Annotated in this window: 18 protein-coding genes and 3 pseudogenes; 11 read left to right on the top strand and 10 right to left on the bottom strand. The window is 72.7% G+C overall.

All coding sequences use genetic code 11. The features are described 5' to 3' along the window. Positions 1–20: 20 nt before the first annotated feature. From KRR39_RS16825 to KRR39_RS16800, 6 genes are read left to right on the top strand one after another with little or no spacing between them, the layout of a single operon-like run. On the top strand, positions 21–554 hold the full coding sequence (locus tag KRR39_RS16825) for a VOC family protein (RefSeq protein ID WP_216938651.1): 534 nt from the start codon (positions 21–23) through the stop codon (positions 552–554). Beyond that, the gene (locus KRR39_RS16820; RefSeq protein WP_254185207.1) at positions 551–1,231 is read left to right on the top strand and encodes a GntR family transcriptional regulator; all 681 of its coding nucleotides are present in this window, start codon (positions 551–553) and stop codon (positions 1,229–1,231) included. The genes KRR39_RS16825 and KRR39_RS16820 overlap by 4 nt, the downstream gene beginning before the upstream one ends. Further along, a complete protein-coding gene (locus KRR39_RS16815; RefSeq protein ID WP_254185206.1) occupies positions 1,228–1,695 on the top strand; it encodes a (2Fe-2S)-binding protein in 468 nt (155 codons plus the stop codon). The genes KRR39_RS16820 and KRR39_RS16815 overlap by 4 nt, the downstream gene beginning before the upstream one ends. Further along, positions 1,692–3,812, top strand: coding sequence for a molybdopterin cofactor-binding domain-containing protein (locus tag KRR39_RS16810; RefSeq protein ID WP_254185205.1), 2,121 nt, complete (start codon positions 1,692–1,694; stop codon positions 3,810–3,812). The genes KRR39_RS16815 and KRR39_RS16810 overlap by 4 nt, the downstream gene beginning before the upstream one ends. Positions 3,813–3,844: 32 nt before the next feature. Beyond that, on the top strand, positions 3,845–4,474 hold the full coding sequence (locus KRR39_RS16805) for a carboxymuconolactone decarboxylase family protein (protein WP_216938650.1): 630 nt from the start codon (positions 3,845–3,847) through the stop codon (positions 4,472–4,474). 58 nt (positions 4,475–4,532) lie between these two features. After that, positions 4,533–5,084 (top strand): DinB family protein, encoded by a 552-nt coding sequence (locus KRR39_RS16800; RefSeq protein ID WP_216938649.1) that lies wholly within the window; start codon positions 4,533–4,535, stop codon positions 5,082–5,084. A 22-nt stretch (positions 5,085–5,106) separates the two neighbouring features. Here the strand turns inward: KRR39_RS16800 and KRR39_RS16795 are convergent, their stop codons facing one another. Genes KRR39_RS16795 through KRR39_RS16785 form a run of 3 tightly spaced genes read right to left on the bottom strand, consistent with a single transcriptional unit; the run spans position 5,107 to position 8,844 of the window. After that, positions 5,107–6,567 carry an NAD-dependent succinate-semialdehyde dehydrogenase gene (locus tag KRR39_RS16795; protein WP_216938648.1) on the bottom strand — a complete coding sequence of 487 codons (1,461 nt, stop codon included), beginning with the start codon at positions 6,565–6,567 and terminating at the stop codon, positions 5,107–5,109. Positions 6,568–6,616: 49 nt separating this feature from the next. After that, complete coding sequence (locus tag KRR39_RS16790) at positions 6,617–7,858, bottom strand: M24 family metallopeptidase (protein WP_216938647.1); 1,242 nt, start codon at positions 7,856–7,858, stop codon at positions 6,617–6,619. Between the two features lie 5 nt (positions 7,859–7,863). Beyond that, entirely contained in the window at positions 7,864–8,844 is a 981-nt protein-coding gene (locus tag KRR39_RS16785) for an NAD(P)-dependent oxidoreductase (RefSeq protein WP_216938646.1), read from the bottom strand. A gap of 247 nt (positions 8,845–9,091) precedes the next feature. On the opposite strand from KRR39_RS16785, the gene KRR39_RS16780 reads away from it, so the two are divergent. Genes KRR39_RS16780 through KRR39_RS16765 form a run of 4 tightly spaced genes read left to right on the top strand, consistent with a single transcriptional unit; the run spans position 9,092 to position 13,423 of the window. Further along, a complete protein-coding gene (locus tag KRR39_RS16780; protein WP_216938645.1) occupies positions 9,092–10,003 on the top strand; it encodes an ABC transporter substrate-binding protein in 912 nt (303 codons plus the stop codon). After that, on the top strand, positions 10,003–11,181 hold the full coding sequence (locus KRR39_RS16775; RefSeq protein ID WP_216938644.1) for an MFS transporter: 1,179 nt from the start codon (positions 10,003–10,005) through the stop codon (positions 11,179–11,181). Before KRR39_RS16780 ends, KRR39_RS16775 begins: the two co-directional genes overlap by 1 nt. Positions 11,182–11,228: 47 nt before the next feature. Next, complete coding sequence (locus KRR39_RS16770) at positions 11,229–12,257, top strand: LacI family DNA-binding transcriptional regulator (protein WP_216938643.1); 1,029 nt, start codon at positions 11,229–11,231, stop codon at positions 12,255–12,257. After that, positions 12,254–13,423 carry a M24 family metallopeptidase gene (locus tag KRR39_RS16765; RefSeq protein ID WP_216938642.1) on the top strand — a complete coding sequence of 390 codons (1,170 nt, stop codon included), beginning with the start codon at positions 12,254–12,256 and terminating at the stop codon, positions 13,421–13,423. The genes KRR39_RS16770 and KRR39_RS16765 overlap by 4 nt, the downstream gene beginning before the upstream one ends. Here KRR39_RS16765 and KRR39_RS16760 read toward each other — a convergent pair. The 7 genes and pseudogenes from KRR39_RS16760 to KRR39_RS26235 form a co-directional block, all read right to left on the bottom strand. Next, entirely contained in the window at positions 13,420–14,484 is a 1,065-nt protein-coding gene (locus KRR39_RS16760) for an alpha/beta hydrolase family protein (RefSeq protein ID WP_216938641.1), read from the bottom strand. The two genes, KRR39_RS16765 and KRR39_RS16760, sit on opposite strands and share 4 nt — an antisense overlap. Positions 14,485–14,503: 19 nt before the next feature. Continuing rightward, positions 14,504–15,190: pseudogene (locus KRR39_RS25060) on the bottom strand (ABC transporter ATP-binding protein); the annotation flags it as partial. 53 nt (positions 15,191–15,243) lie between these two features. Then, positions 15,244–15,711: an ATP-binding cassette domain-containing protein gene (locus KRR39_RS25055; RefSeq protein WP_254185752.1), complete on the bottom strand. Its 468-nt coding sequence runs from the start codon at positions 15,709–15,711 to the stop codon at positions 15,244–15,246. Between the two features lie 67 nt (positions 15,712–15,778). Then, positions 15,779–16,987 (bottom strand): annotated as a pseudogene (locus tag KRR39_RS25050) (branched-chain amino acid ABC transporter permease); the annotation flags it as partial. A 101-nt stretch (positions 16,988–17,088) separates the two neighbouring features. Next, positions 17,089–17,970, bottom strand: a complete 882-nt coding sequence (locus KRR39_RS16750; protein ID WP_216938639.1) for a branched-chain amino acid ABC transporter permease — start codon at positions 17,968–17,970, stop codon at positions 17,089–17,091. 37 nt (positions 17,971–18,007) lie between these two features. Next, positions 18,008–18,727 carry an ABC transporter substrate-binding protein gene (locus KRR39_RS25045; protein WP_254185204.1) on the bottom strand — a complete coding sequence of 240 codons (720 nt, stop codon included), beginning with the start codon at positions 18,725–18,727 and terminating at the stop codon, positions 18,008–18,010. A 106-nt stretch (positions 18,728–18,833) separates the two neighbouring features. Further along, positions 18,834–19,097: pseudogene (locus tag KRR39_RS26235) on the bottom strand (ABC transporter substrate-binding protein); the annotation flags it as partial. Here KRR39_RS26235 and KRR39_RS25035 point away from each other — a divergent pair. Further along, on the top strand, positions 19,069–19,236 hold the full coding sequence (locus tag KRR39_RS25035; protein ID WP_254185202.1) for a hypothetical protein: 168 nt from the start codon (positions 19,069–19,071) through the stop codon (positions 19,234–19,236). The pseudogene KRR39_RS26235 and the gene KRR39_RS25035 overlap by 29 nt on opposite strands. Positions 19,237–19,564: the final 328 nt, after the last annotated feature.

The raw sequence follows: 19,564 nt of genomic DNA, 5'->3' as shown, positions 1-19,564 counted from the left end.
ACGAGAAGGGACCGGTCGGCATGGGCATCCCCGGGCTGCAGCGGCTGGACCACATCGGGTTCACGGTCCCCGACCTCGACGAGGCGCACCGGTTCCTGGTCGACGTCCTCGGGTGCGAGTACCTCTACTCCCTCGGCCCGTTCGCCAGCGACGGCGACGACTGGATGCGCGAGCACCTCGACGTGCACCCGCGGGCAGTGGTCACCGAGAACCGGTTCTTCCGCTGCGGCGGCCAGGCGGTCTTCGAGGTCTTCGACTACGCCGCCCCCGACCGGGTCGGCGTGCCGCCGCGCAACAGCGACGTGGGCGGGCACCACGTCGCGCTGTACGTCGACGACCTCGACGCCGCGGTCGCCTACCTCCGCGACCGGGGCGTGCGCGTGCTCGGCGAGCCGACCGCGAGCAAGGGGCCGGCGCTGGGCAACCGGTGGGTCTACTTCCTGAGCCCCTGGGGCATGCAGTTCGAGCTGGTCAGCTACCCCGGCGGCAAGGCGTTCGACCGGGCCGCCGCCGACCGGGCCACCACCGACCGGGCCACGGGCGGCGCCTCGTGAACGGCGCCGACGCGATCGACGTACCGGAGGGGGCCGCGAGCGCCCGGGTGGCGGACTTCCTGCGCGACGCGATCCTGTCCGGCGACATCGGTCCGGGGGAGTGGATCCGCCAGGAGGAGGTGGCCGAGCGCTCCGGGGCGAGCCGGCTCCCGGTGCGCGAGGCGCTGCGCATCCTGGAGGCAGAGGGACTCACCGAGCACGAGCCGCGGCGCGGCGCGCGGGTGCCGCGGCTGGGCCGGCACGAGGTGGACGTGATGTACCGCATGCGCGAGCGGCTCGAGCCGCTCGCGGTGGCCGAGAGCATCCCGCACCTCACCGAGGAGGACCTCGCCCGGCTCGAGGAGCTCCAGGAGTGCATCGAGCACAACACCGACGTCTCGCAGTTCCTGGTCCTCGACCGGCAGTTCCACCTGCTGAGCTACACCGGCTGCGCCATCGACCAGCTGCTGGGCACCGTCACCCGGCTCTGGAACTCGACCCAGTACTACCGCCGGGCGTTCGTCACGATCACCGGACCGGGACGGATGTGGGTGGTCAACGCCGAGCACCGGCTGCTGCTCGACTCGCTGCAGCGCCGCGACGTCGTCGACGCCGAGCGCTACCTGGTCGGTCACATCCGGCGGACCCGGATCGAGCTCGAGCGGCACCCCGAGGTGTTCGACGAGGTCGGCCGGTGACCCGCGCCCTGTCGCTGACCGTCAACGGCACCGCCGTCGAGGTGGAGGTCGACCCCGACACGCCGCTGCTCACCGTGCTGCGCAACGACCTCGGGCTGCTCGGGTCGCGGTTCGGCTGCGGGATGGCGCTGTGCGGCGCCTGCTTCGTGACGATGGACGGCGCCGTCGTGCCGTCCTGCGACACCCCGGTGTGGTCGGCCGAGGGCACCGACGTGGTCACCGTCGAGGGCCTCGGCGCCGACGGCCGGCTGCACCCGGTGCAGCAGGCCCTCCTCGACGAGCAGGCCGCCCAGTGCGGCTTCTGCATCTCCGGCATCGCGGTGGCGGCCGCCGCGCTGCTCGCCCGCGACCCGCACCCCGACGAGCCTGCGGTGGTCGAGGCCCTGGACCGCAACCTCTGCCGCTGCGGCGCGCACGGCCGGATCGTCCGGGCGGTCGTGAGGGCGGGAGAGGCACGTCCGTGACGGCCGACGGCTCGCCGGTGCTGCCCCGGCACCTGCTCGCCAACCCGCTGCTGTCGCAGTGGGTCGCGGTCCGCGACGACGGCACGGTCGAGGTGCGGGTGGGGAAGGTGGAGCTCGGGCAGGGCATCCTGACCGTGCTCGCCCAAGTGGTCGCCGACGAGCTCGACCTGCCGCTGGACCGGGTCAGGATGCTGCCGGCGAACACCGCGCTCGGCCCCGACCAGGACCTCACCGCCGGCAGCATGTCGGTGATCGACACCGCCCCCGTGCTGCGGGTCGTCGGCGCGCACCTGCGCGCGCTGCTGGTCGCGGCCGCGGCAGCCCGCTGGGGTGTCACGGCCGGGCTGGTCACGATCGAGGACGGAGCGCTCGTCGGCCCGTCCGGCCGTCTGGCGTACGGCGACCTGGCCGGCGACCTGGACCTGGACGTGCCCGCCGGACGGGTCGACGCGCCCCCGGTCGCACGACGGCTCGTCGGGACCAGCTCGGCCCGGATCGACCTCCCCGACAAGGTGGCCGGCGTGCCCCGGTTCATCGCCGACCTGCGGCTGCCCGGTCAGCTCGTCGGCCGCGTGGTGCGGCCCCCGTCCCCGGGCGCCGAGCTGCTCGACGCGGGGGAGTCGGCGGTGGCGGGCAGCGACTGCCTCGTGGTGGTGGACGGCTCCTTCCTCGGCGTGGTCGGAGCGGACGAGCTCGCCGTGGCGCGGGCGGCCGACCGGCTCCGGGCGACCGCGACCTGGAAGGAACGCGCGGACCTCCCCGACGAGGACGACCTCGGCGCCTTCCTGCGGGCCGGTCCCCACGAGGACGTCGTGGTGCTGGCCGAGGAGCCGGCCCCCGACGCCGGGGACGTGCGACGGCTGCGGGCGTCGTACAGCAGGCCGTTCCTGGCGCACGCCTCGATCGCCCCGAGCTGCGGGGTCGCGCGCTGGGAGGACGACGGTGCGCTGTCGGTGTGGAGCCACAGCCAGGGCGTGCACCGGCTGCGTGACGCGATCGCCCTGGCCCTGGACCTCGACGCGGCGAGGGTCGAGGTCGAGCACGTGCAGAACGCCGGCTGCTACGGCCACAACGCCGCCGACGACGCCGCGTTCGACGCGGTGCTGCTGGCCCGTGCCGTGCCCGGCCGGCCGGTGATGGTGCGGTGGAGTCGCCGCGACGAGCTGGCCTGGGGACCCTTCGGCCCGGCGATGACCGCCGACGTCGCGGCCGAGGTCGACGGCACCGGGCGGATCCGTGGCTGGACCTACGACGTCTGGGGGCAGGGGCACACCGCCCGTCCCGGCTACTCCGGGGTCCCCGGTCTGCTGGCCGCCGCCCACCTCGAGCACCCGCTCGACCACCCGGGCGCGGCCGACCCGCCCCTGGCGGCCGGCGGCGGCACGGCGCGCAACGCGGTGCCGGCGTACGACGTCGGACCGCGCCGGGTCACGGCGCACCGGGTGCTGGCCTCGCCGGTGCGGTCCTCGGCGCTGCGGGCGCTGGGTGCCCACCTCAACGTCTTCGCGATCGAGAGCTTCGTCGACGAGCTCGCCCGGCTCGCTGGGCGGGATCCGCTGGCCTACCGGCTCGACCACCTGTCCGACCCCCGGGGACGGGCCGTCCTCGAGGTCGCGGCCGGTGCCGCCGGCTGGGGCCGTCACCTCGAGGACGGGGTCGGGCTGGGGATCGGCTTCGCGCGCTACAAGGGCACCGGCGCCTACTGCGCGGTGGTCGCCGAGGTCGAGGCGGAGAGCGCGGTCCGGGTGCGTCGGCTGACCGTGGCCGTCGACGTCGGCCTGGTGCTGAACCCCGACGGTGTCCGCAACCAGATCGAGGGCGGCGCGGTGCAGGCGACCAGCTGGACGCTCAAGGAGCGGGTCCGCTTCGACCGGACGCGCGTGACCAGCGACGACTGGGAGAGCTACCCGGTGCTGCGGTTCTCCGAGGTCCCGCCCGTCGAGGTGGTGCTGGTGGACCGGCCGGACCTCCCGTCCGTCGGCGCGGGCGAGGCCGCCCAGGGGCCGACCGCCGCCGCCCTGGCCAACGCGCTCGACGCGGCGCTGGGCGTGCGGGTCCGCGACCTGCCGCTGACCGCGGAGGCCGTGGTGGCCGCCATCGACGCACAGGACGCGTGACCCTCACGACCGAGCGAACGAAGGAGAAGCACATGGCCGAGCAGGCGATCAGCTACGTCCCCCTCGAGGAGATGGACGAGCGGATGCAGGAGGAGATGCACCGGTGTGCCCGCGAGGGCACCCCGCGCCCGGAGAGCAGCGCGGTCCGGGCGCACGTCCCGGCGGCGTTCTGGGCGTTCGCGGACTCGTGGAAGGCCGTGTTCCACAGCGGGGTCTGCGACCACTTGATCAAGGAGCTCTGCCGGGTCTACATCTCGCGCACGGTCAAGTGCGAGTTCTGCGGCAACCAGCGCTCGACCAAGGCGACGGACGCCGGTCTGCAGGAGCAGCAGTACGACGACCTGCTGAACTTCGAGTCCTCGGACCGCTACGACGACCGGCAGAAGGCCGCGCTGTCGTACGCCCAGGCCATCGCGTGGGGCGAGAGCGACCTCGAGGGCCTCTGGACGCGGTTGCGCGCGCACTTCTCGGAGGAGGAGCTGGTCGAGCTGGGCAACTGCATCGCGCTGACCTTCGGCCAGCAGAGCTGGATCCGGCTGCTCGGCATCGACCACCACCAGTACCTCGCGGGCACCGACGCCTCGATGGCGCCCGGCTTCCGCACGGCCGAGGAGCTCGTCGCCAGCAAGGCCAGCGGCGGCTACTGGGCGAAGGCCGAGTAGTCCGGGACGCTCCCCGCTCCCGGTTGCGCCCGGTGCTCACGTGAACCACGCTGTGCCGATGAGCGAGAGAGCCTTCCCGGACAGGTGGGTGGACCCGCACGAGGATCCCCGCGTGACCGGCACGCAGCCGGTCGGGGAGCTGGACACCGTGTGGGACTACCTGCGCCACTACCGGCTGACCCTCGAGATGAAGTGCGACGGGCTCGACGCCGAGCAGCTCGCGAGGCGCTCGGTCCCGCCGTCGTCGATGTCCCTGCTCGGGCTGGTGCGCCACCTCGCCCAGGTCGAGCGCAACTGGTTCCAGCGGGTCCTCCAGCAGCGCGACGTACCGCGGCTCTACCGCTCCGCCACCGACCGGGACCACGACTTCAACGGCGCGGTCGCCGACCCGGCGGTCGTGGACGAGGCCTGGTCGACCTGGCGCCGCGAGGTGCGCGCCGCCGAGGAGTGGCGGGCCGGCGACGTGTCGCTGGACGCGGTGGTCCCGCTCGGGGCCGACGAGTCGGTCTCGGTGCGCGACGTCCTCGTGCACATGGTCGAGGAGTACGCGCGGCACACCGGCCACGCCGACCTGCTGCGCGAGTGCATCGACGGCCGCACCGGTCAGTGAGGCCGGCGGCGACCGCCGGCGGTCACCACTGGACGGCGATGTACTTCGACTCGAGGTAGTCCAGCATCCCGTCGTGGCCGCCCTCGCGGCCGATGCCGCTCTGCTTGGTGCCGCCGAAGGGCGCCGCCGGGTCGCTGACCAGGCCGCGGTTCAGGCCGACCATCCCGGACTCCAGGGCCTCGCTGACCCGCAGGCCGCGCGCGAGGTCGGTGGTGTAGACGTAGGACACCAGGCCGAACTCGGTGTCGTTGGCCAGCCGCACCGCCTCGTCCTCGGTCTCGAAGGTGACGATCGGCGCGACCGGCCCGAAGATCTCCTCGGACAGGATCGCCGACCCCGGTCGTACGTCGACCAGGACGGTCGGCTCGAAGTAGAACCCGACCCGGTCCGGACGGGAGCCGCCGACGACGGCCCGGGCTCCGTCCCCCACCGCGGCGCGCACGAGCTCGTCGACCTTGGCCGCGCTCTCCTCGTTGACCAGCGGACCCACCTGGTGGTTCTCGTCGAGCCCCGGCCCGACGCTGAGCGAGCCCATCCGCTCGGCGAGCCGGCGGCCGAACTCCCCGGCGACCGGGGCCTCGACGTAGAACCGGTTGGCGGCGGTGCAGGCCTCGCCGGCGTTGCGCATCTTCGCGACCATCGCGCCCTCGACCGCGGCGTCGAGGTCGGCGTCGGCGAACACCAGGAACGGCGCGTTGCCGCCGAGCTCCATCGAGCTGTTGATCACCTGGTCGGCTGCCTCGCGCAGCAGCACCCGGCCCACCTCGGTGCTGCCGGTGAAGGACAGCTTGCGGACCCGGGGGTCGTGCAGCATCGCGGAGACCACGGCCCCGGACCGGCGCGCCGGCAGGATGTTCACCACGCCGGGCGGGACTCCCGCGTCGTCGAGGATCGCCGCCATCGCGAGCGCGGTGAGCGGGGTGTCGGAGGCGGGCTTGAGCACGACCGTGCAGCCGGCGGCCAGCGCGGGCGCGATCTTGCGCGTGGCCATCGCCGCCGGGAAGTTCCACGGGGTGACCAGCACGCAGATGCCGACCGGCTGCTGGACCACCAGGATCTTGTTCGCACCGCCCGGGGCGGTGACCAGGCTGCCGGTGCCGCGCACCGCCTCCTCGGAGTACCAGCGGAAGAACTCGGCGGCGTAGGCCACCTCGCCGCGGGCGTCCGCGAGCGCCTTGCCGTTCTCCAGCGTGATCAGCCGGGCCAGCGACTCGGCCCGGCCGGTCATGATCTCGAAGGCCCGGCGCAGCGTCTCGGCCCGCTCGCGGGGGGACGTCGCCGCCCACGAGGCGGCGGCCTCCGCTGCGGCGTCGACCGCGGCGACGGCGTCCTGCACGGTGCCGTCGGCGACGGAGGCGACCACGTCTCCGGTGGCCGGGTCGACGACGTCGAAGCGCCCACCGTCCGAGGCCGGGACGAGCTTGCCGCCGACGTACAGGTCGGTGACCAGCCCGTCGGTCACGTCGAGGGTGTGCTCACCCATGGAAGGTCCTTTCGGGGACGAGCCGGCCCGGAGGAGGGCCCGGCAGCGCTCAGTAGGGGTTGGTGACGACCAGGTCCTGGGCCGGGAACAGCGTGAGGATGCGGGGGCCGTCGGGGGTGACCACGACCTCCTCCTCGATGCGGGCCGCGGAGAACCCGTCGCTCGCCGGGCAGTAGGTCTCCAGCGCGAAGACCATGCCGGGCTGGAGCTCGACCGGCTCGGTCATGCTGTTGAGCCGGGAGATGATCGGCCGCTCGTGCAGCCCGAGGCCGAGGCCGTGGCCGAACTGCAGGCCGAACGCCGCCATCTCGTTCTCGAAGCCGAACTCCGTCGCGGCGGGCCACACCGCGGCGACCTCGTCGGTGCCGACGCCGGGCTTGATCATGCCGATGGAGGCGTCCATCCACTCCCGCGCCTTGGTGTAGGCGTCCCGCTGGCTCGCGGTCGAGCTGCCCACGCTGAACGTCCGGTAGTAGCAGGTCCGGTAGCCGTTGTAGGAGTGGATGATGTCGAAGAACGCCTGGTCGCCCGGGCGGATCAACCGGTCGGAGAAGTTGTGCGGGTGCGGGTTGCAGCGCTCGCCGGAGACCGCGTTGACCGCCTCGACCTGGTCCGACCCCATCTCGTAGAGCCGCTTGTTCGCGAGCGCCACGATCTCGTTCTCGCGGATGCCGGGCTTCAGCGCCTCGACGATGTCCTGGTAGACGCCGTCCACCATCGCCGCGGCCTGGGTGAGCAGCATGATCTCGTCGGAGGACTTGATCTGCCGGGCGTCGAGCATCAGCTGCTGGGCGTCGACGACGTTCAGGCCCTGGCGCTGCATCTCGAACAGGAACGGCGGTTCCACGATGTCGACGCCGATCGGCGCGTCCGCGACGCCGGCGTCCTCGAGCAGTCCCTTGATCTGCCGGACCGCGGACTCCATCAGCCCGGCGGTCGGCGCGATCGCGCCGCGCAGCCCGAGCATGCCGGCGTGGCAGTTCTCCGGCTCCAGCCAGGGGGAGTAGAGCCGGTGGTGCCGGGCGGCCGACCCGAAGTCCCACAGCATCGGCTCGCCCTCGCGGGTGAGCAGCGCGTAGCGGGTCATCTTGTCGCCGAGCGCGCCGCCGATCCAGGTCTGGGTCGTGTAGCGGATGTTGTAGAAGTCGAAGAGCAGGAACGCCCCGCACTCGCTGGCGCGCAGCGACTCGCGGGCCCGGGCCAGCCGGTAGTCGCGGAGCCGCCCGAAGTCGACGCGCTGCTCGTAGTCGACGCCCATGTGTCCCGGCGCGGGCAGCGGGGCTGCGCTCACCACGGTCAGCTCACCTCGTCGGCCGCGCCGAGGCCGTCGTCGACGACCACGTTCTCGGGCTTGAGCTCGAGACCGGAGGCCGCCGCCTGCTGGTCGAGCAGGATCGCGAAGTCCTCGTCGACCCGGCCGCTGCTGACGGTGGCCTGGACGAGCTGGGCGGTCGCGGCTGCGACGGGCATGGGCACGTCGAGGCGGCGGGCCGCGGCGAGACCGAGGTCGAAGTCCTTGCGGAGCAGGACCGGGGTGAAGGTGGGGGTGTAGTCGAGGTTCACGAAGGCGGGCGACTTGTAGCGGGTGAAGACCGAGCCCATCACGCTGTTGTTGAGGAAGTCCAGGAACGCCGCGCGGGGCACGCCGCCCTTCTCCGCGAGCACGGTGATCTCGGCCAGCGACTGGGTGACCACCCCGAGCATCAGGTTGTGGCAGATCTTGACCAGGCGGGCCACGTCCCCCTCGCCGACGTACGTCACGGACTTGCCGAGGTGCGCGAGCAGCGGTGCCACCCGGTGGAAGGTCTCCTCGGGACCGGACACGACCAGGCTCAGGCCGCCGGCGCGGACCACCTTGCCGTTGCCGCTGACCGGGGCGGCCAGGAAGTCCACGCCCCTGGCCGTGCACGCCTCGCGCATCGCCTCCGAGGACTCGGTGGAGACCGTCGAGCAGTCCACCACGACGCCCGGGACGTGCACGGGGTCGGCCAGCAGGCCGCCGTCGCCGAGCAGCACCTGCTCGAGGTCCGCGGGGGTGGAGACCATCGTGAAGACGACGTCGTGGCCGCGCAGCTCGGCGACGCTGTCGACGACGGTCGCGCCGACCTCCTCGAGCGGCTCGGCCTTGGACCGGGTGCGGTTCCACGCGGTCACGGCGACGCCGGCCGTCGCGAGCCGCCGCGCCATCGCGAAGCCCATCCGGCCGGTGCCGATCCAGCCGACCGTGGGGGTCGCGGAGCGGGGGTCGACGACGCCGTCGTCGCTCGTGGTGGTCATAGCGTCCGCCTATCTGCAATCGTTTGTGCCAACGGGGTCCACGGTGCGGTCCCGTCGGGCGGTGGGAACGGGTGCTGCCGACGTCCGGAACCGCGGGCGGTGCCGACGCGTGAATGTTACTCTGCAAACGTATGCAGCGTGGCAAACGGACGACGTGGCTGTCAAGGGGGCGCGACCCCTGGTCGCAGTCGGGGACGGGTGTCTGGCATCCTGCAACAGCGATGCAATCGAGTGCGAGGGAGTCCTGATGGGTGTGCGGCTGGTGGTGGGGGCCTTCACCCCCTCGGTCCTGCTCTCGGTGGCCCGTCGCACGGGCCGCCTCGACGAGCGGGGGCTCGAGGTCGAGGAGGTCCCGGTGTCCTCCTCGCCGGGCCAGTTCCGCTCGCTGCTCGACGGGGAGATCGACGTGGCGTTCACCAGCCCCGACAACGTCCTGGCCTACCGGTTCGGCCCGACGAACCCGCTCGGCGCCCTCGCGGACGTCAGCATCGTGAGCACCGTCGACCGGGGCACGGGGCTGGCGCTCTACGGGCGGCCGGGCTTCGGCGGTCCCGAGCGGCTGCGCGGGGCGGTCGTCGGGGTCGACGTGCCGACGTCGGGGTTCGCCTTGGCGATGTACTCCCTCGGCGACTCGCTGGGGGTCGGGCGCGGGGAGTACGAGCTGGTCGCCCTCGGCTCGACCCCGCGCCGCCTCGAGGCGCTGCTGGCCGGTGAGTGCGACGCGACCATGCTCAACGCCGGCAACGAGCTGCTCGCCGAGCAGGCCGGTGCGGTGCTCCTCGCCCGGGCGGCCGACGTCTGCGCGCCGTACGTCGGCACCGTGCTGTGCGTCGACGGCGACCGACGGCTGGCCGGTGCGCGGGAGCTGGCCGCCGCCCTGCACGCCACGGCACGGGACCTGTGGGAGGGTCGCGCCCACGAGGTCGCGGTGAGCGAGGCCGCCCGGCGGCTGGGGCTGCCCCACGAGCTCGCCGTGCGGTACGTCGACCGGCTCACCAGCCAGGACGAGGGGCTGATCCGCTCCGAGGCGCCCGACCTCGCCGGCCTCGCGACGATCGTCGGCCTGCGCCGCCGGCACCTGCCGGTCGCGGACGGGGCGGACGACGTCCTCGCCTCCGCGCTCGAACCGTCGTCCGGCCTGCTCGCACCGGTGCGGTGATGCGGTCCCGGTCCGGACGCGGCGGCCCCTCGCCGATCCAGCTGCTCCAGCTCACCTCGTTCGTCAGCACCTTCGACCGGTTCGCGATGCCGCCCATGCTGGTGGTGATCGCCCACGACCTCGGCGTGCCGCTGGGCCAGATCGTGCACGCGGCGGGCGCCTACTTCCTGGCCTACGGCCTGACCCAGCCCGTGTGGGGCATCGTCTCGGACTCGCTCGGACGGGTGCGCACGATGCGGCTGACCCTGCTCGTGGCCGGTCTGATGACGATCGGCTCCGCGTTCGCGATGACGCCGGTCGTGCTCGGCGTGGCCCGCGGCCTGGCCGGCGGCTTCTTCGGCTCCGCCTACCCGAACAGCCTGATCTACCTCGGCGACACGGTGCCCGCCCAGCGCCGCCAGGTGGAGGTCACCCGGCTGATGGTCGGCGTCGCGCTCGGCACGGCGGCCGCGTCGGTGGGCGCCGGCGCGCTGGCCGAGCTGTTCAGCTGGCGGGCCGCCTTCGTGGTCACCGGGGTCGCCGCGCTGGTCCTCGTGGTCGCGCTGCGCTCGCTGCCCGAGCCCCCGCGGGCCCCACGGGGGCACCCGCTCGCGCCGCTGGGAGTCGTGGTCCGCTCGGGCACGGCGCGCCTGGTGCTGGTGCTGGCGTTCGCCGAGGGCGCGGTCCTGCTCGGCGTGCTGACCCTGCTGCCCTCGGCCGTGCAGGCGACCGGCGCCAGCTCGACGGTGGCCGGTGCGGTGACGGGGGTCTACGGCCTCGCGGTCTTCGGGTCCGCCCGGCTCGTCGGACGGCTCAGCCGCTCCTGGCACCCGGCCCGGCTGATCGCCCTCGGTGGCACCGCGGCGCTGCTCGCGTGCGCCGTGCTCGCCGTCTCGCAGGCGCCGGGCGTCGCGGTCGTGGTCGCGGTGCTGCTCGGCCTCGCGTGGGCCGCGATGCACTCCTCCCTGCAGACCTGGGCGACCGAGGTCGTGCCCGACGCACGGGCGGCGGTCGTCTCGCTGTTCGCCGGGTCGCTGTTCGTGGGCAGTGCTGCGGCGGCCGTCGCCGTGGCGGACCTGGCCGACGGCGGCCGGTACACCGCGATCTTCGTCGCGACCGCGGTCCTGGCCGTCCCGCTCGCGGTGCTCGCGACCTGGGGCCGGAGCCGGTGGCGCAGGCCGGGCGAGGCGACCGCGTGAGACCTGCAGCACCACCACCGACCCCGGAAGGGATCTAGGATCCAACAATGTCGACACCAACGCTGCGGGACGTGGCCGAGGCCGCGGGCGTGCACGCGGCGACCGCCTCCCGGGCCCTCAACCCCGAGACCCGTCGACTCGTGAACTCCGACACGGCCCGGCGGGTGATCAAGGCCGCCGAGGCCCTGGGCTACCAGCCCAACCCGATCGCGCGCAGCCTCAAGACCTCGAAGTCCGGGACCATCGGTCTGGTGCTGCCCGACCTCACCAACCCGCTGTTCCCGCCGATCGTGCGCGGCATCGAGGACGTGCTGGGGCCTGCGGGCTTCAGCGCCCTGATCGTCAACACCGACAACGACCCGGCCCGCGAGCAGCAGCAGGTCATGACGCTGCGGTCCCGCCAGGTCGAGGGGCTCATCGTCGCCACCGCGCGGCTCGAGCACCCGCTGCTGCAGCAGCTGCACGAGCAGGGGGTCCGGATGGTGCTCGTCAACCGCCGCACCGACGACCTCGACGTCCCCTCCATCACCCCCGACGACGCGCGCGGCGTGGAGCTCGCGGTGGAGCACCTCGTGAAGCTCGGGCACACCCGGATCGCGCACCTCGCCGGCCCGCAGAGCACCTCGACGGGCGTGGTCCGGGCCCGCGCGTTCCACAGCGCGCTGCGGGGCCACGGGCTCGACGACGACCCGGCGCTGCTGGTCACCTGTGACTACTGGAGCGAGGAGGAGGGCGCTCGCGCCCTGCGCCAGGTGCTCGACGGCGGTGCCGAGTTCACCGCGGTCGTCGCCGGGAACGACCTGATCGCGCTGGGGTGCTACGACGTGTTCGCCGAGCGCGGCATCGACTGCCCCGGCGAGGTGAGCGTCGTGGGCTTCAACGACATGCCCTTCCTCGACAAGCTCCGGCCGCCGCTGACCACGGTGGCCGTGCCGCACCACCAGATCGGCGTCGAGGCCGGCCGGATGCTGCTGGAGTCCATCCACGAGCCGGACCGCTCGCCGCGCTCGGTGTTCCTCCCGCTCTCCCTCGTGGTCCGCGGCTCCACCGCTGCTGCCCCGGCGTCCCGGGCGTGAGCGCGTACGTCGACCCGGAGGCGGGTCCCGCGGCGTTCAGCGACGCCGAGATGCTGCGCCGGCGCACCGCGCTCGACGCCGTGATGGCCGAGGCCGGCGTCGAGCAGGTCGTGGTGCACGGCGCGAACCGCTCGGGGAGCGGCGTGCAGTGGCTGTCCGGGTGGCCGGTGACCCGGGAGGCCGTCGTCGTGCACGGCGCCGACCGCCGTGACGTGCTGCTGGTGCAGTTCTTCAACCACGTCCCCCAGGCCACCCGGGTCGCGCTCGGCTGCGACGTGCGCTGGGCGGGCCCAAGGCTCGCGGACACCGTCCTGGCCGAGCTGCGGGAGCGCGGGGACCTCGCCGGCTCGCGCGTCGGCGTCGTCGGGGCGCTGCCCTTCGCGGTCTGGTCGGCGCTGCGCGCGGCGGGCGTGGACGCGGTGGACCTGAACCCGGCCTACACCCGGCTCCGGATGCACAAGTCTCCCGAGGAGCTCGACTGGCTGCGGATCGCCGCCCGGCTCACGGACGGCTCCTGCGCGGCGATGCGTGACGGCGCCGGCCCGGGCACGAGCGAGCACGAGCTGAACGCCCTGGTCGAGGGCAGCTACCTGCCGCTGGGCGGCACCAACTACATCCACTACTTCTCCGTCACGTCGATGGCCGACCCGCGCCAGTGCGTGCCCTCGCAGTGGCCGGGCGAGCGCCGGCTCGCGGTCGGCGACGTGCTGTCGTGCGAGCTGAGCACCGCGCACGGGATCGACTACCCCGGCCAGCTGCTGCGCACGTTCACGGTGGCGGCGCCCCCCACCTCGCTCTACCTCGACCTGCACGCGGTGGCCGACGAGGCGCTCGCGCGCGTGGAGGCGCTGCTGGCCCCGGGGGTCACGCCCGCCGAGGTGGTCGAGGCCGCGTCCGTCATCGAGGACGCCGGCTTCACCACCGTCGACGACCTCGTGCACGGCCTCGGAGGTGGCTACCTGCCGCCCGTGTTCGGGTCGCGCAGCCGCACGCTGGAACCGCTGCCCGAGCTCGCCCTCGCCGAGGGCATGACCGTGGTGGTGCAGCCCAACGTCACGACGTACGACGGGCGCGCGGGGGTGCAGACCGGCGAGCTGTTCGCCGTCACCGCGACCGGGTGCGAGCGCCTGCACGCCTTCCCGCGCGGCCTCGGCCGGATCGCCTAGCCCCGGCCGGTGAGCCGGTCGGTCATCCAGTCCGCGATGAGCGGGCGGGCGCGGTAGGGCATGTTCGAGACCCCGTGGTTGCCCTCGGGGTAGTTCACGAAGGTGCCGTGGGGCGTCTCCTCGGCCTGCCGCTGGGTCTGCTGCCAGGGGATCAGCCGGTCCTTGGCGCCGGTGACGTAGAGCGCGGGGACGGTGATCCGCTCGCAGACGCCCGCCAGGTCCAGGCTGCTGGCGATCCGGTGGCCCTCGGCGTCGTCCTTCGCGCCCGACTTCACCACGAACGTCTGCCGGGTCATCGGGGGCAGGTCGTCCCACATGTCTCCGAAGCAGAACGGACCGCTGATGCCTGCGACGGCACGCACCCGGGGCTCGAAGGCGGCGGCCCGCGGGGCGTAGTAGCCGCCCAGGCTCACCCCGCACAGGCCGATGCGGTCGTGGTCCAGGTCGGTGCGGGCGGCCAGCGCGTCGAGCAGGGGAGTGACCGCGACCTCGTAGTCCGGCCGGATCGGCAGCCGGACACCGGTCTCGCCCTGGCCCGGCCCGTCGAGCGAGACGGTGGCGACCCCACGGTCGAGGAAGCCCTGCTCGAAGTAGAAGAACTCCTCCTTGGTGGAGTCCAGGCCCGGGACCAGCACGACGTACGGCGACCGGTCGGCGCCCGGGGGACGGCGCAGGTTGGCGTAGGCCGTGCTGCCGTCCACCGCGATCTCCAGGCGCTCGGCGGTCGGGTCGAGACGGGTGTGTGCGGCCCGCATCTCCTCGACCGAGCGCCGGCCCGCCTCGGCGGCCAGGTCCAGGTCGACCATCCAGACGAACTTGCCGAAGTGCCGGTCGGTCGCGGCGCGGCGCCAGGCGTGGCCGGCGGTGTCGCGGTGCCCCGTGGCGTCGGACTCGGCGGCCAGCTCGGCCTGCTCGTCGGCGGTCCGGCTCCACTCGGGGAGCCACTGGTCCCAGGTGTCGATCCGCTGCACGGTGCGCACGAAGTCGTTGTAGTCGACCCCGTTCTGGATGAACCTCGGGGCCCAGTGGGCCAGCGCGGCCTCCACCTCGGCGTCAGGCATGTGTCCTCCTCGGGTCGGGTCAGGCGGGCTGGCCGGAGCGCGGTTCGTCGGTGGCGACGTGGCCGCCGAGGAACAGCGTGGCGATCTCGGGGTTGGTGCGGACCTCGTCGGCGGTGCCGGTCAGCCGGACCCGGCCGCCTTCCATCACGACGCCGTGGGTGGCCATCTGCAGCCCCATCCGGACGTTCTGCTCGACCAGCAGGATGGTCTTGCCGCCGGCGTTGAGGTCCTGGACGAGCGCGATCACCGACCCGACCGCCTTGGGGTCCAGCCCCAGGGACGGCTCGTCGAGCAGCAGCAGGGTGGGGTCGAGCATCAGGCAGCGGGCGATCTCCACCATCCGCCGCTGGCCGCCGGACAGGTTGCCGGCGTGCTGCTCGGCGCGGTCGGCCACGATCGGCACCAGCTCGCTGACCTCGCGGAAGCGCTGCTGGAGCAGGTCCTTGTCGCGGCGGATCGTGTAGCCGCCGAGCATGACGTTCTCGCGCACGGTCATCTGCGGGAACAGCGCGTGCGACTGCGGCACCTGCGCGACGCCCGCACGCAGGATCGCGTCCGGCGCGCGTCCGGCGATCGGGGTGCCGTCGAGGTCGACCGACCCCTCGCTCGGGGACAGCAGGCCGCTGACCACCCGGAGCACGGTCGACTTGCCGGCGCCGTTCGGCCCGACGATGCAGGTGATCGTGCCCGGTGCGCAGTGCAGGTCGACGCCCTGCAGCACGTGGCTGCCGCCGTACCCCGCCCAGATGTTCGTCATCCTCAGCACGGTGCACCTCCGGGAGCGGCAGCGGTCGAGATGGCAGAGGCGACGGGCTCGGACTTCCACTCGTCGCCGAGGTAGGCGTCGAGCACCGCCGGGTCGTTGCGGACGACGTCCGGCGAGCCCTGGCTGATCGACGTGCCCCGGGCGAAGACGTAGACCGGGTCGCAGAGGTCGAGCACCATCGGGATGTTGTGCTCGACGACCAGGAAGGAGACGCCCTGCTCGTTCAGGTCGCGGATCATGCCCGAGAGCCGCTCGACCAGGCTGGGGTTGATGCCGCCGGCGGGCTCGTCGAGCAGGATCAGCCGCGGCTCCATCATCAGCACCTGGGCGAGCTCGACGAGCTTCTTCTGGCCGTAGGACAGCGCGCCGGCCTGCTGCTGGGCGAACGAGCCGAGGCCGACGTAGTCCAGGAGGTGCCGGGCCCGCTCGGCCTCCTGGCCGCTGACGGCGCCGGCGAGCATCGTCCTGAGCCGGGTGTCCGGCACGGGGGGCGACGACGTTCTCCAGCACGGTCATGGAGTCGAAGAGCCGGGTGACCTGGAAGGTCCGCGCCAGCCCGAGGTGCCCGCGGGAGTGCGCCGCCAGCGAGTCGATGCGCCTGCCGTCGAACCAGATCTCGCCGGCGTCCGCCTTCATCACCCCGGTGACCAGGTTGAACAGCGTGGTCTTGCCGGAGCCGTTGGGCCCGATGAGCGCGGTGATCGAGCCCTCGCGCACCTGCAGGTCGGCGTGGTCGACGGCCTGGATGCCGCCGAAGGCCTTGGAGACGCCGCGCACGTCGAGGAGCACGGGTGGCTCCGTGTCCGGGTCGAGCTCGCGCGGCTCGCGGGTGCGGAACTCCAGGCGGCCGTGGCCGAGGGCGCCGATCTGGTTGGTGTACTCGGTCTCGCCGGTGTGCCTGCGGTCCCACAGCCGCTGGACGGTGGGCAGCAGGCCGGCCGGCATGAACAGCACGACGAGGACCAGCACGATGCCGAAGAGCAGCACCCGGGTCTCGCTCCCGCCGCCGTAGACGGTGGCGGCCTCGCTGGCGAACTGCAGGATGAAGGCGCCGATGACGGGGCCGAACAGGGTGCCCCGTCCGCCCACGAGCGCGGCGAGCACGATCATCACGCTGCTGAGGATGCTGAACATGCCGGGCGGGTTCAAGAAGCTCTGGTAGTAGGCGTAGACGCCACCGGCCAGGCCGACGAAGAAGGCGCTGCACCCGAACGCGATGATCTTGTAGCGGGCGGCGTTCACGCCGATGGCCGCGGCCTTGCCCTCGTCCTCGCGGATCGCGATCAGCCCGGTGCCGAACTTGCGCCGCCGGATCTGCGCGGAGAAGGCCACGGTCAGGCCCAGCACGACCAGGAACATGTAGTAGAACGGCAGTGCCTGGATGTCGTTGGACCAGGTCGGCAGCGAGAGGGTGAGCCCGTCGGAGCCGCCGGTCAGGCTCTTCCAGTTGGTGAACACGGCCTGGGTCGAGAGCAGCAGCGCGATGGTGATGATCACGAACGCGTGGCTGCGCCTCCGCAGCACGACGGCCCCGACGAGCACCGCGATCACGGTGACGACGACGGCGCCGAGCGGCGCGAGCACCAGCGGGTTGAGGCCGGTGCGGGTGGCCACGATCGCCGCGGCGTACCCCCCGAGGCCGAGGAAGACGCTGTGGCCCAGCGAGATGTAGCCGGCGTAGCCGGAGATGATGTTCCAGCTGACAGACTGGATGGCCAGCAGGAACGCGAGCAGCATCACGGTCTGCGGGTAGACGTCGTAGGGACGCACCACCGGGTAGAGCAGCAGCGCCAGCGCGACCAGCGCGACCGCTCCCCGCTGGCGGGTCAGGAGGCCCTTCATGCTGCGACGTCCTCTCGGAGCTTGGCGCCGAACAGTCCCTGCGGCTTGACCAGCAGCACGACCAGGATCGCGACGTAGAAGATGACGGTGGCCCACTGCAGCGACCCGTACGTCGCGGTCAGCGTCTCCGCGAGCCCGAGCAGCAGGGCGCCGGTGAACGCACCGGGAAGGCTGCCCATGCCGCCGAGCACGATGATGCCCAGCAGCCGGGAGATCCAGTCGTAGTGCGAGGCCGGGAAGAACGGGTAGAGCACGGAGAGGATCGAGCCGCCGACGCCGGTGGTCGCCGTCCCGATCGCGAACGTCAGGGCCGAGGTGGCCGCGGCGCTGATCCCCACCAGCGCCGCCCCCGAGGCGTTCTGCGAGGTGGCCCTGATCGCCCTGCCGGTCCAGGTGCGGGTGAGCACCAGGTACAGCACCGTCAGGGTGACCAGGGCCAGCGTCGCGCCGTACACCTGGGCCTTGGGGAACACCAGGCCGGCGACGTGGAAGGACTCCTCGAAGTACGACGGGGTCGCGGACCGGAACTTGTTGCCCGCGAACACGTTGAGCAGTCCCTCGATGGTCAGCGCGATCCCGAAGGTGAGCAGGACCGACATCGACACGGACTCGGTGCTGATCCGGGAGACCACGCCCTTGTAGAGCAGCCAGCCGACCCCGAACATCACCGGCACCAGGGCGACCCCGATGAGCAGCGGGTCGATGCCGGTGGTGCTCCAGACCCACCAGGTGACCATGGCCACCGCGATCAGCGTGGCGCCGTGGGCGACGTTGACGATGTGCATCACGCCGAACACGAGCGTCAGGCCCGACGCCATCAGCGCGTACACCCCGCCGATGAGCAGCCCGAGGACGATCGCCTGCAGTAGCTGGTCCATGGTCCACCGAATCCTGTCGTGTCGTCCGTCGTCCGGGTCAGTTCCAGGCGGGCTTGGGGTTGACCACCTCCTGCGTGGTCGCAGCCTCGGTCGGCCCGACGATCTGGACCTCGCCGTTCTGCCACTGCGCCAGCAGGAAGTTGTTCTGCGGAGCGCCCGTCTCGTCCCAGCTCAGCGGTCCCAGGATGGTGGAGGTCTCGTTGCCGTGCAGCCAGTCGGCGATCTTGGTCTGGTCGAGGCTGCCGACCTTCTCCACCGCCTGCTGCAGGACCTCGGCCGCGGCGAACGCGTCCGCGGCGTCCTCGGCCGGGGTCTCGTTGTCGAACTTGGCGGCGTAGGCCTTCACGAACTCGTCGTTCTTCGGGGTCTGGGCCTTCTCGTTCCAGCTCACGGTGTAGAAGACGCCCTCGGTGTTCCCGGCGCCGATGCCGTCGCTGTACTGCCCGGCGTTGCTGGGCGCCGAGGTCTGGAACAGCAGCTTCGGCGAGTAGCCGACCTGCTTGAGCGACCGGACCAGGCCGACGCCGTCCTCGAAGACGGCACCCTGGGCGATCAGGTCGGGCTTCTTGGCCGCGATCGCGGAGGCGGTCGTCTGGAAGTTGGAGGTGTCGGGCGGGTAGACCTTGGAGAACACCGTCTTCACGCCGAGCGCCTCGAGCTGCTTCTGCATGCTCTCGACGACCGGACGGGCGAACGGGTCGTCCTGGGTCGGGTACGCCGCGGTCTTGGGCCGCTCGGCCGCCGGGAGCGACTTCACGTAGTCGACGAAGACGTCGGCCTGGTGGGGGGGCGGTGGCGGGCTGGGCGAAGAAGAGGTACTTGAAGCCCCGGCTGAACATGTCCGGCGCGCCGCCGGCGGGCTCCACGAAGACCATCCGGTTCTTCTCGGCCACCGCGGAGGCCGGGAAGTTCAGCAGCGAGGAGAAGGTGCCGAGCAGCAGGTCGACCTTGTCCTGGGTGATCAGGCGCGTGTAGTCGGAGACCACGGTGTCCTGGTTGCTGGCGTCGTCGGTGATCTTGAGCTTCACCTGCCGGCCGAGGATGCCGCCGTCCTTGTTGACCATCTCCTGCCAGACCTCGTAGCCGCGGCGGGCCTGGGTGCCGGGCTGGGAGAAGTCGCCGGTCAGCGGCAGCGAGATGCCGATGGTGATCGGGCCGTCCGAGGAGGCCTGCTTCTCGGAGTTGGGGGTGCCGCACGCCGCCAGGCTGGCGGCGAGCGCGGTGACCGAGACCGCCGCCACCAGTCGTCGGATGGTGCGGGGGTGAGCGCCGGACAGGTTCATCACTTTCCTCCAGGTGACCGCAATCGTTTGTGGTGCAGAGCAGTCTTGGCACGGGAGAGTTCCCCGCGTCAAGGGACGACCCGGTGGGGCTTCGGGGACGCCAGGCGCCATCCCTCCACCACCCCGACCCCCCGAGGGTGTCCGGCCGATGCGGTGTGACAGCACTCACACTGCAATCGTTCGCGTCAACGTACCCGACGCCGTCACGAGCGTCAACGGATTGGCACGACCGGCCAGGCGGGACGCCCGGAGCACAATCGTTTGCGCCCTCCGGTCACCCGGGCGCCGCCGGTCCGCGGCGGCCCCGGGGC

Source organism: Nocardioides panacis, from assembly GCF_019039255.1.
In the GTDB taxonomy this organism is placed as follows: Bacteria; Actinomycetota; Actinomycetes; order Propionibacteriales; family Nocardioidaceae; genus Nocardioides_B; species Nocardioides_B panacis.
This window is presented reverse-complemented; position numbering and strand designations above follow the sequence as displayed.

Bases quoted from the DNA above. Each gene is read 5' to 3' on its own strand.
- KRR39_RS16825 (WP_216938651.1), top strand. From the start codon at position 21: ATGGGCATCCCCGGGCTGCAGCGGCTGGACCACATCGGGTTCACGGTC.
- KRR39_RS16805 (WP_216938650.1), top strand. From the start codon at position 3,845: ATGGCCGAGCAGGCGATCAGCTACGTCCCCCTCGAGGAGATGGACGAG.
- KRR39_RS16800 (WP_216938649.1), top strand. From the start codon at position 4,533: ATGAGCGAGAGAGCCTTCCCGGACAGGTGGGTGGACCCGCACGAGGAT.
- KRR39_RS16795 (WP_216938648.1), bottom strand. From the start codon at position 6,567: ATGGGTGAGCACACCCTCGACGTGACCGACGGGCTGGTCACCGACCTG.
- KRR39_RS16785 (WP_216938646.1), bottom strand. From the start codon at position 8,844: ATGACCACCACGAGCGACGACGGCGTCGTCGACCCCCGCTCCGCGACC.
- KRR39_RS16780 (WP_216938645.1), top strand. From the start codon at position 9,092: ATGGGTGTGCGGCTGGTGGTGGGGGCCTTCACCCCCTCGGTCCTGCTC.
- KRR39_RS16775 (WP_216938644.1), top strand. From the start codon at position 10,003: ATGCGGTCCCGGTCCGGACGCGGCGGCCCCTCGCCGATCCAGCTGCTC.
- KRR39_RS16770 (WP_216938643.1), top strand. From the start codon at position 11,229: ATGTCGACACCAACGCTGCGGGACGTGGCCGAGGCCGCGGGCGTGCAC.
- KRR39_RS16760 (WP_216938641.1), bottom strand. From the start codon at position 14,484: ATGCCTGACGCCGAGGTGGAGGCCGCGCTGGCCCACTGGGCCCCGAGG.
- KRR39_RS25055 (WP_254185752.1), bottom strand. From the start codon at position 15,711: ATGCTCGCCGGCGCCGTCAGCGGCCAGGAGGCCGAGCGGGCCCGGCAC.
- KRR39_RS16750 (WP_216938639.1), bottom strand. From the start codon at position 17,970: ATGGACCAGCTACTGCAGGCGATCGTCCTCGGGCTGCTCATCGGCGGG.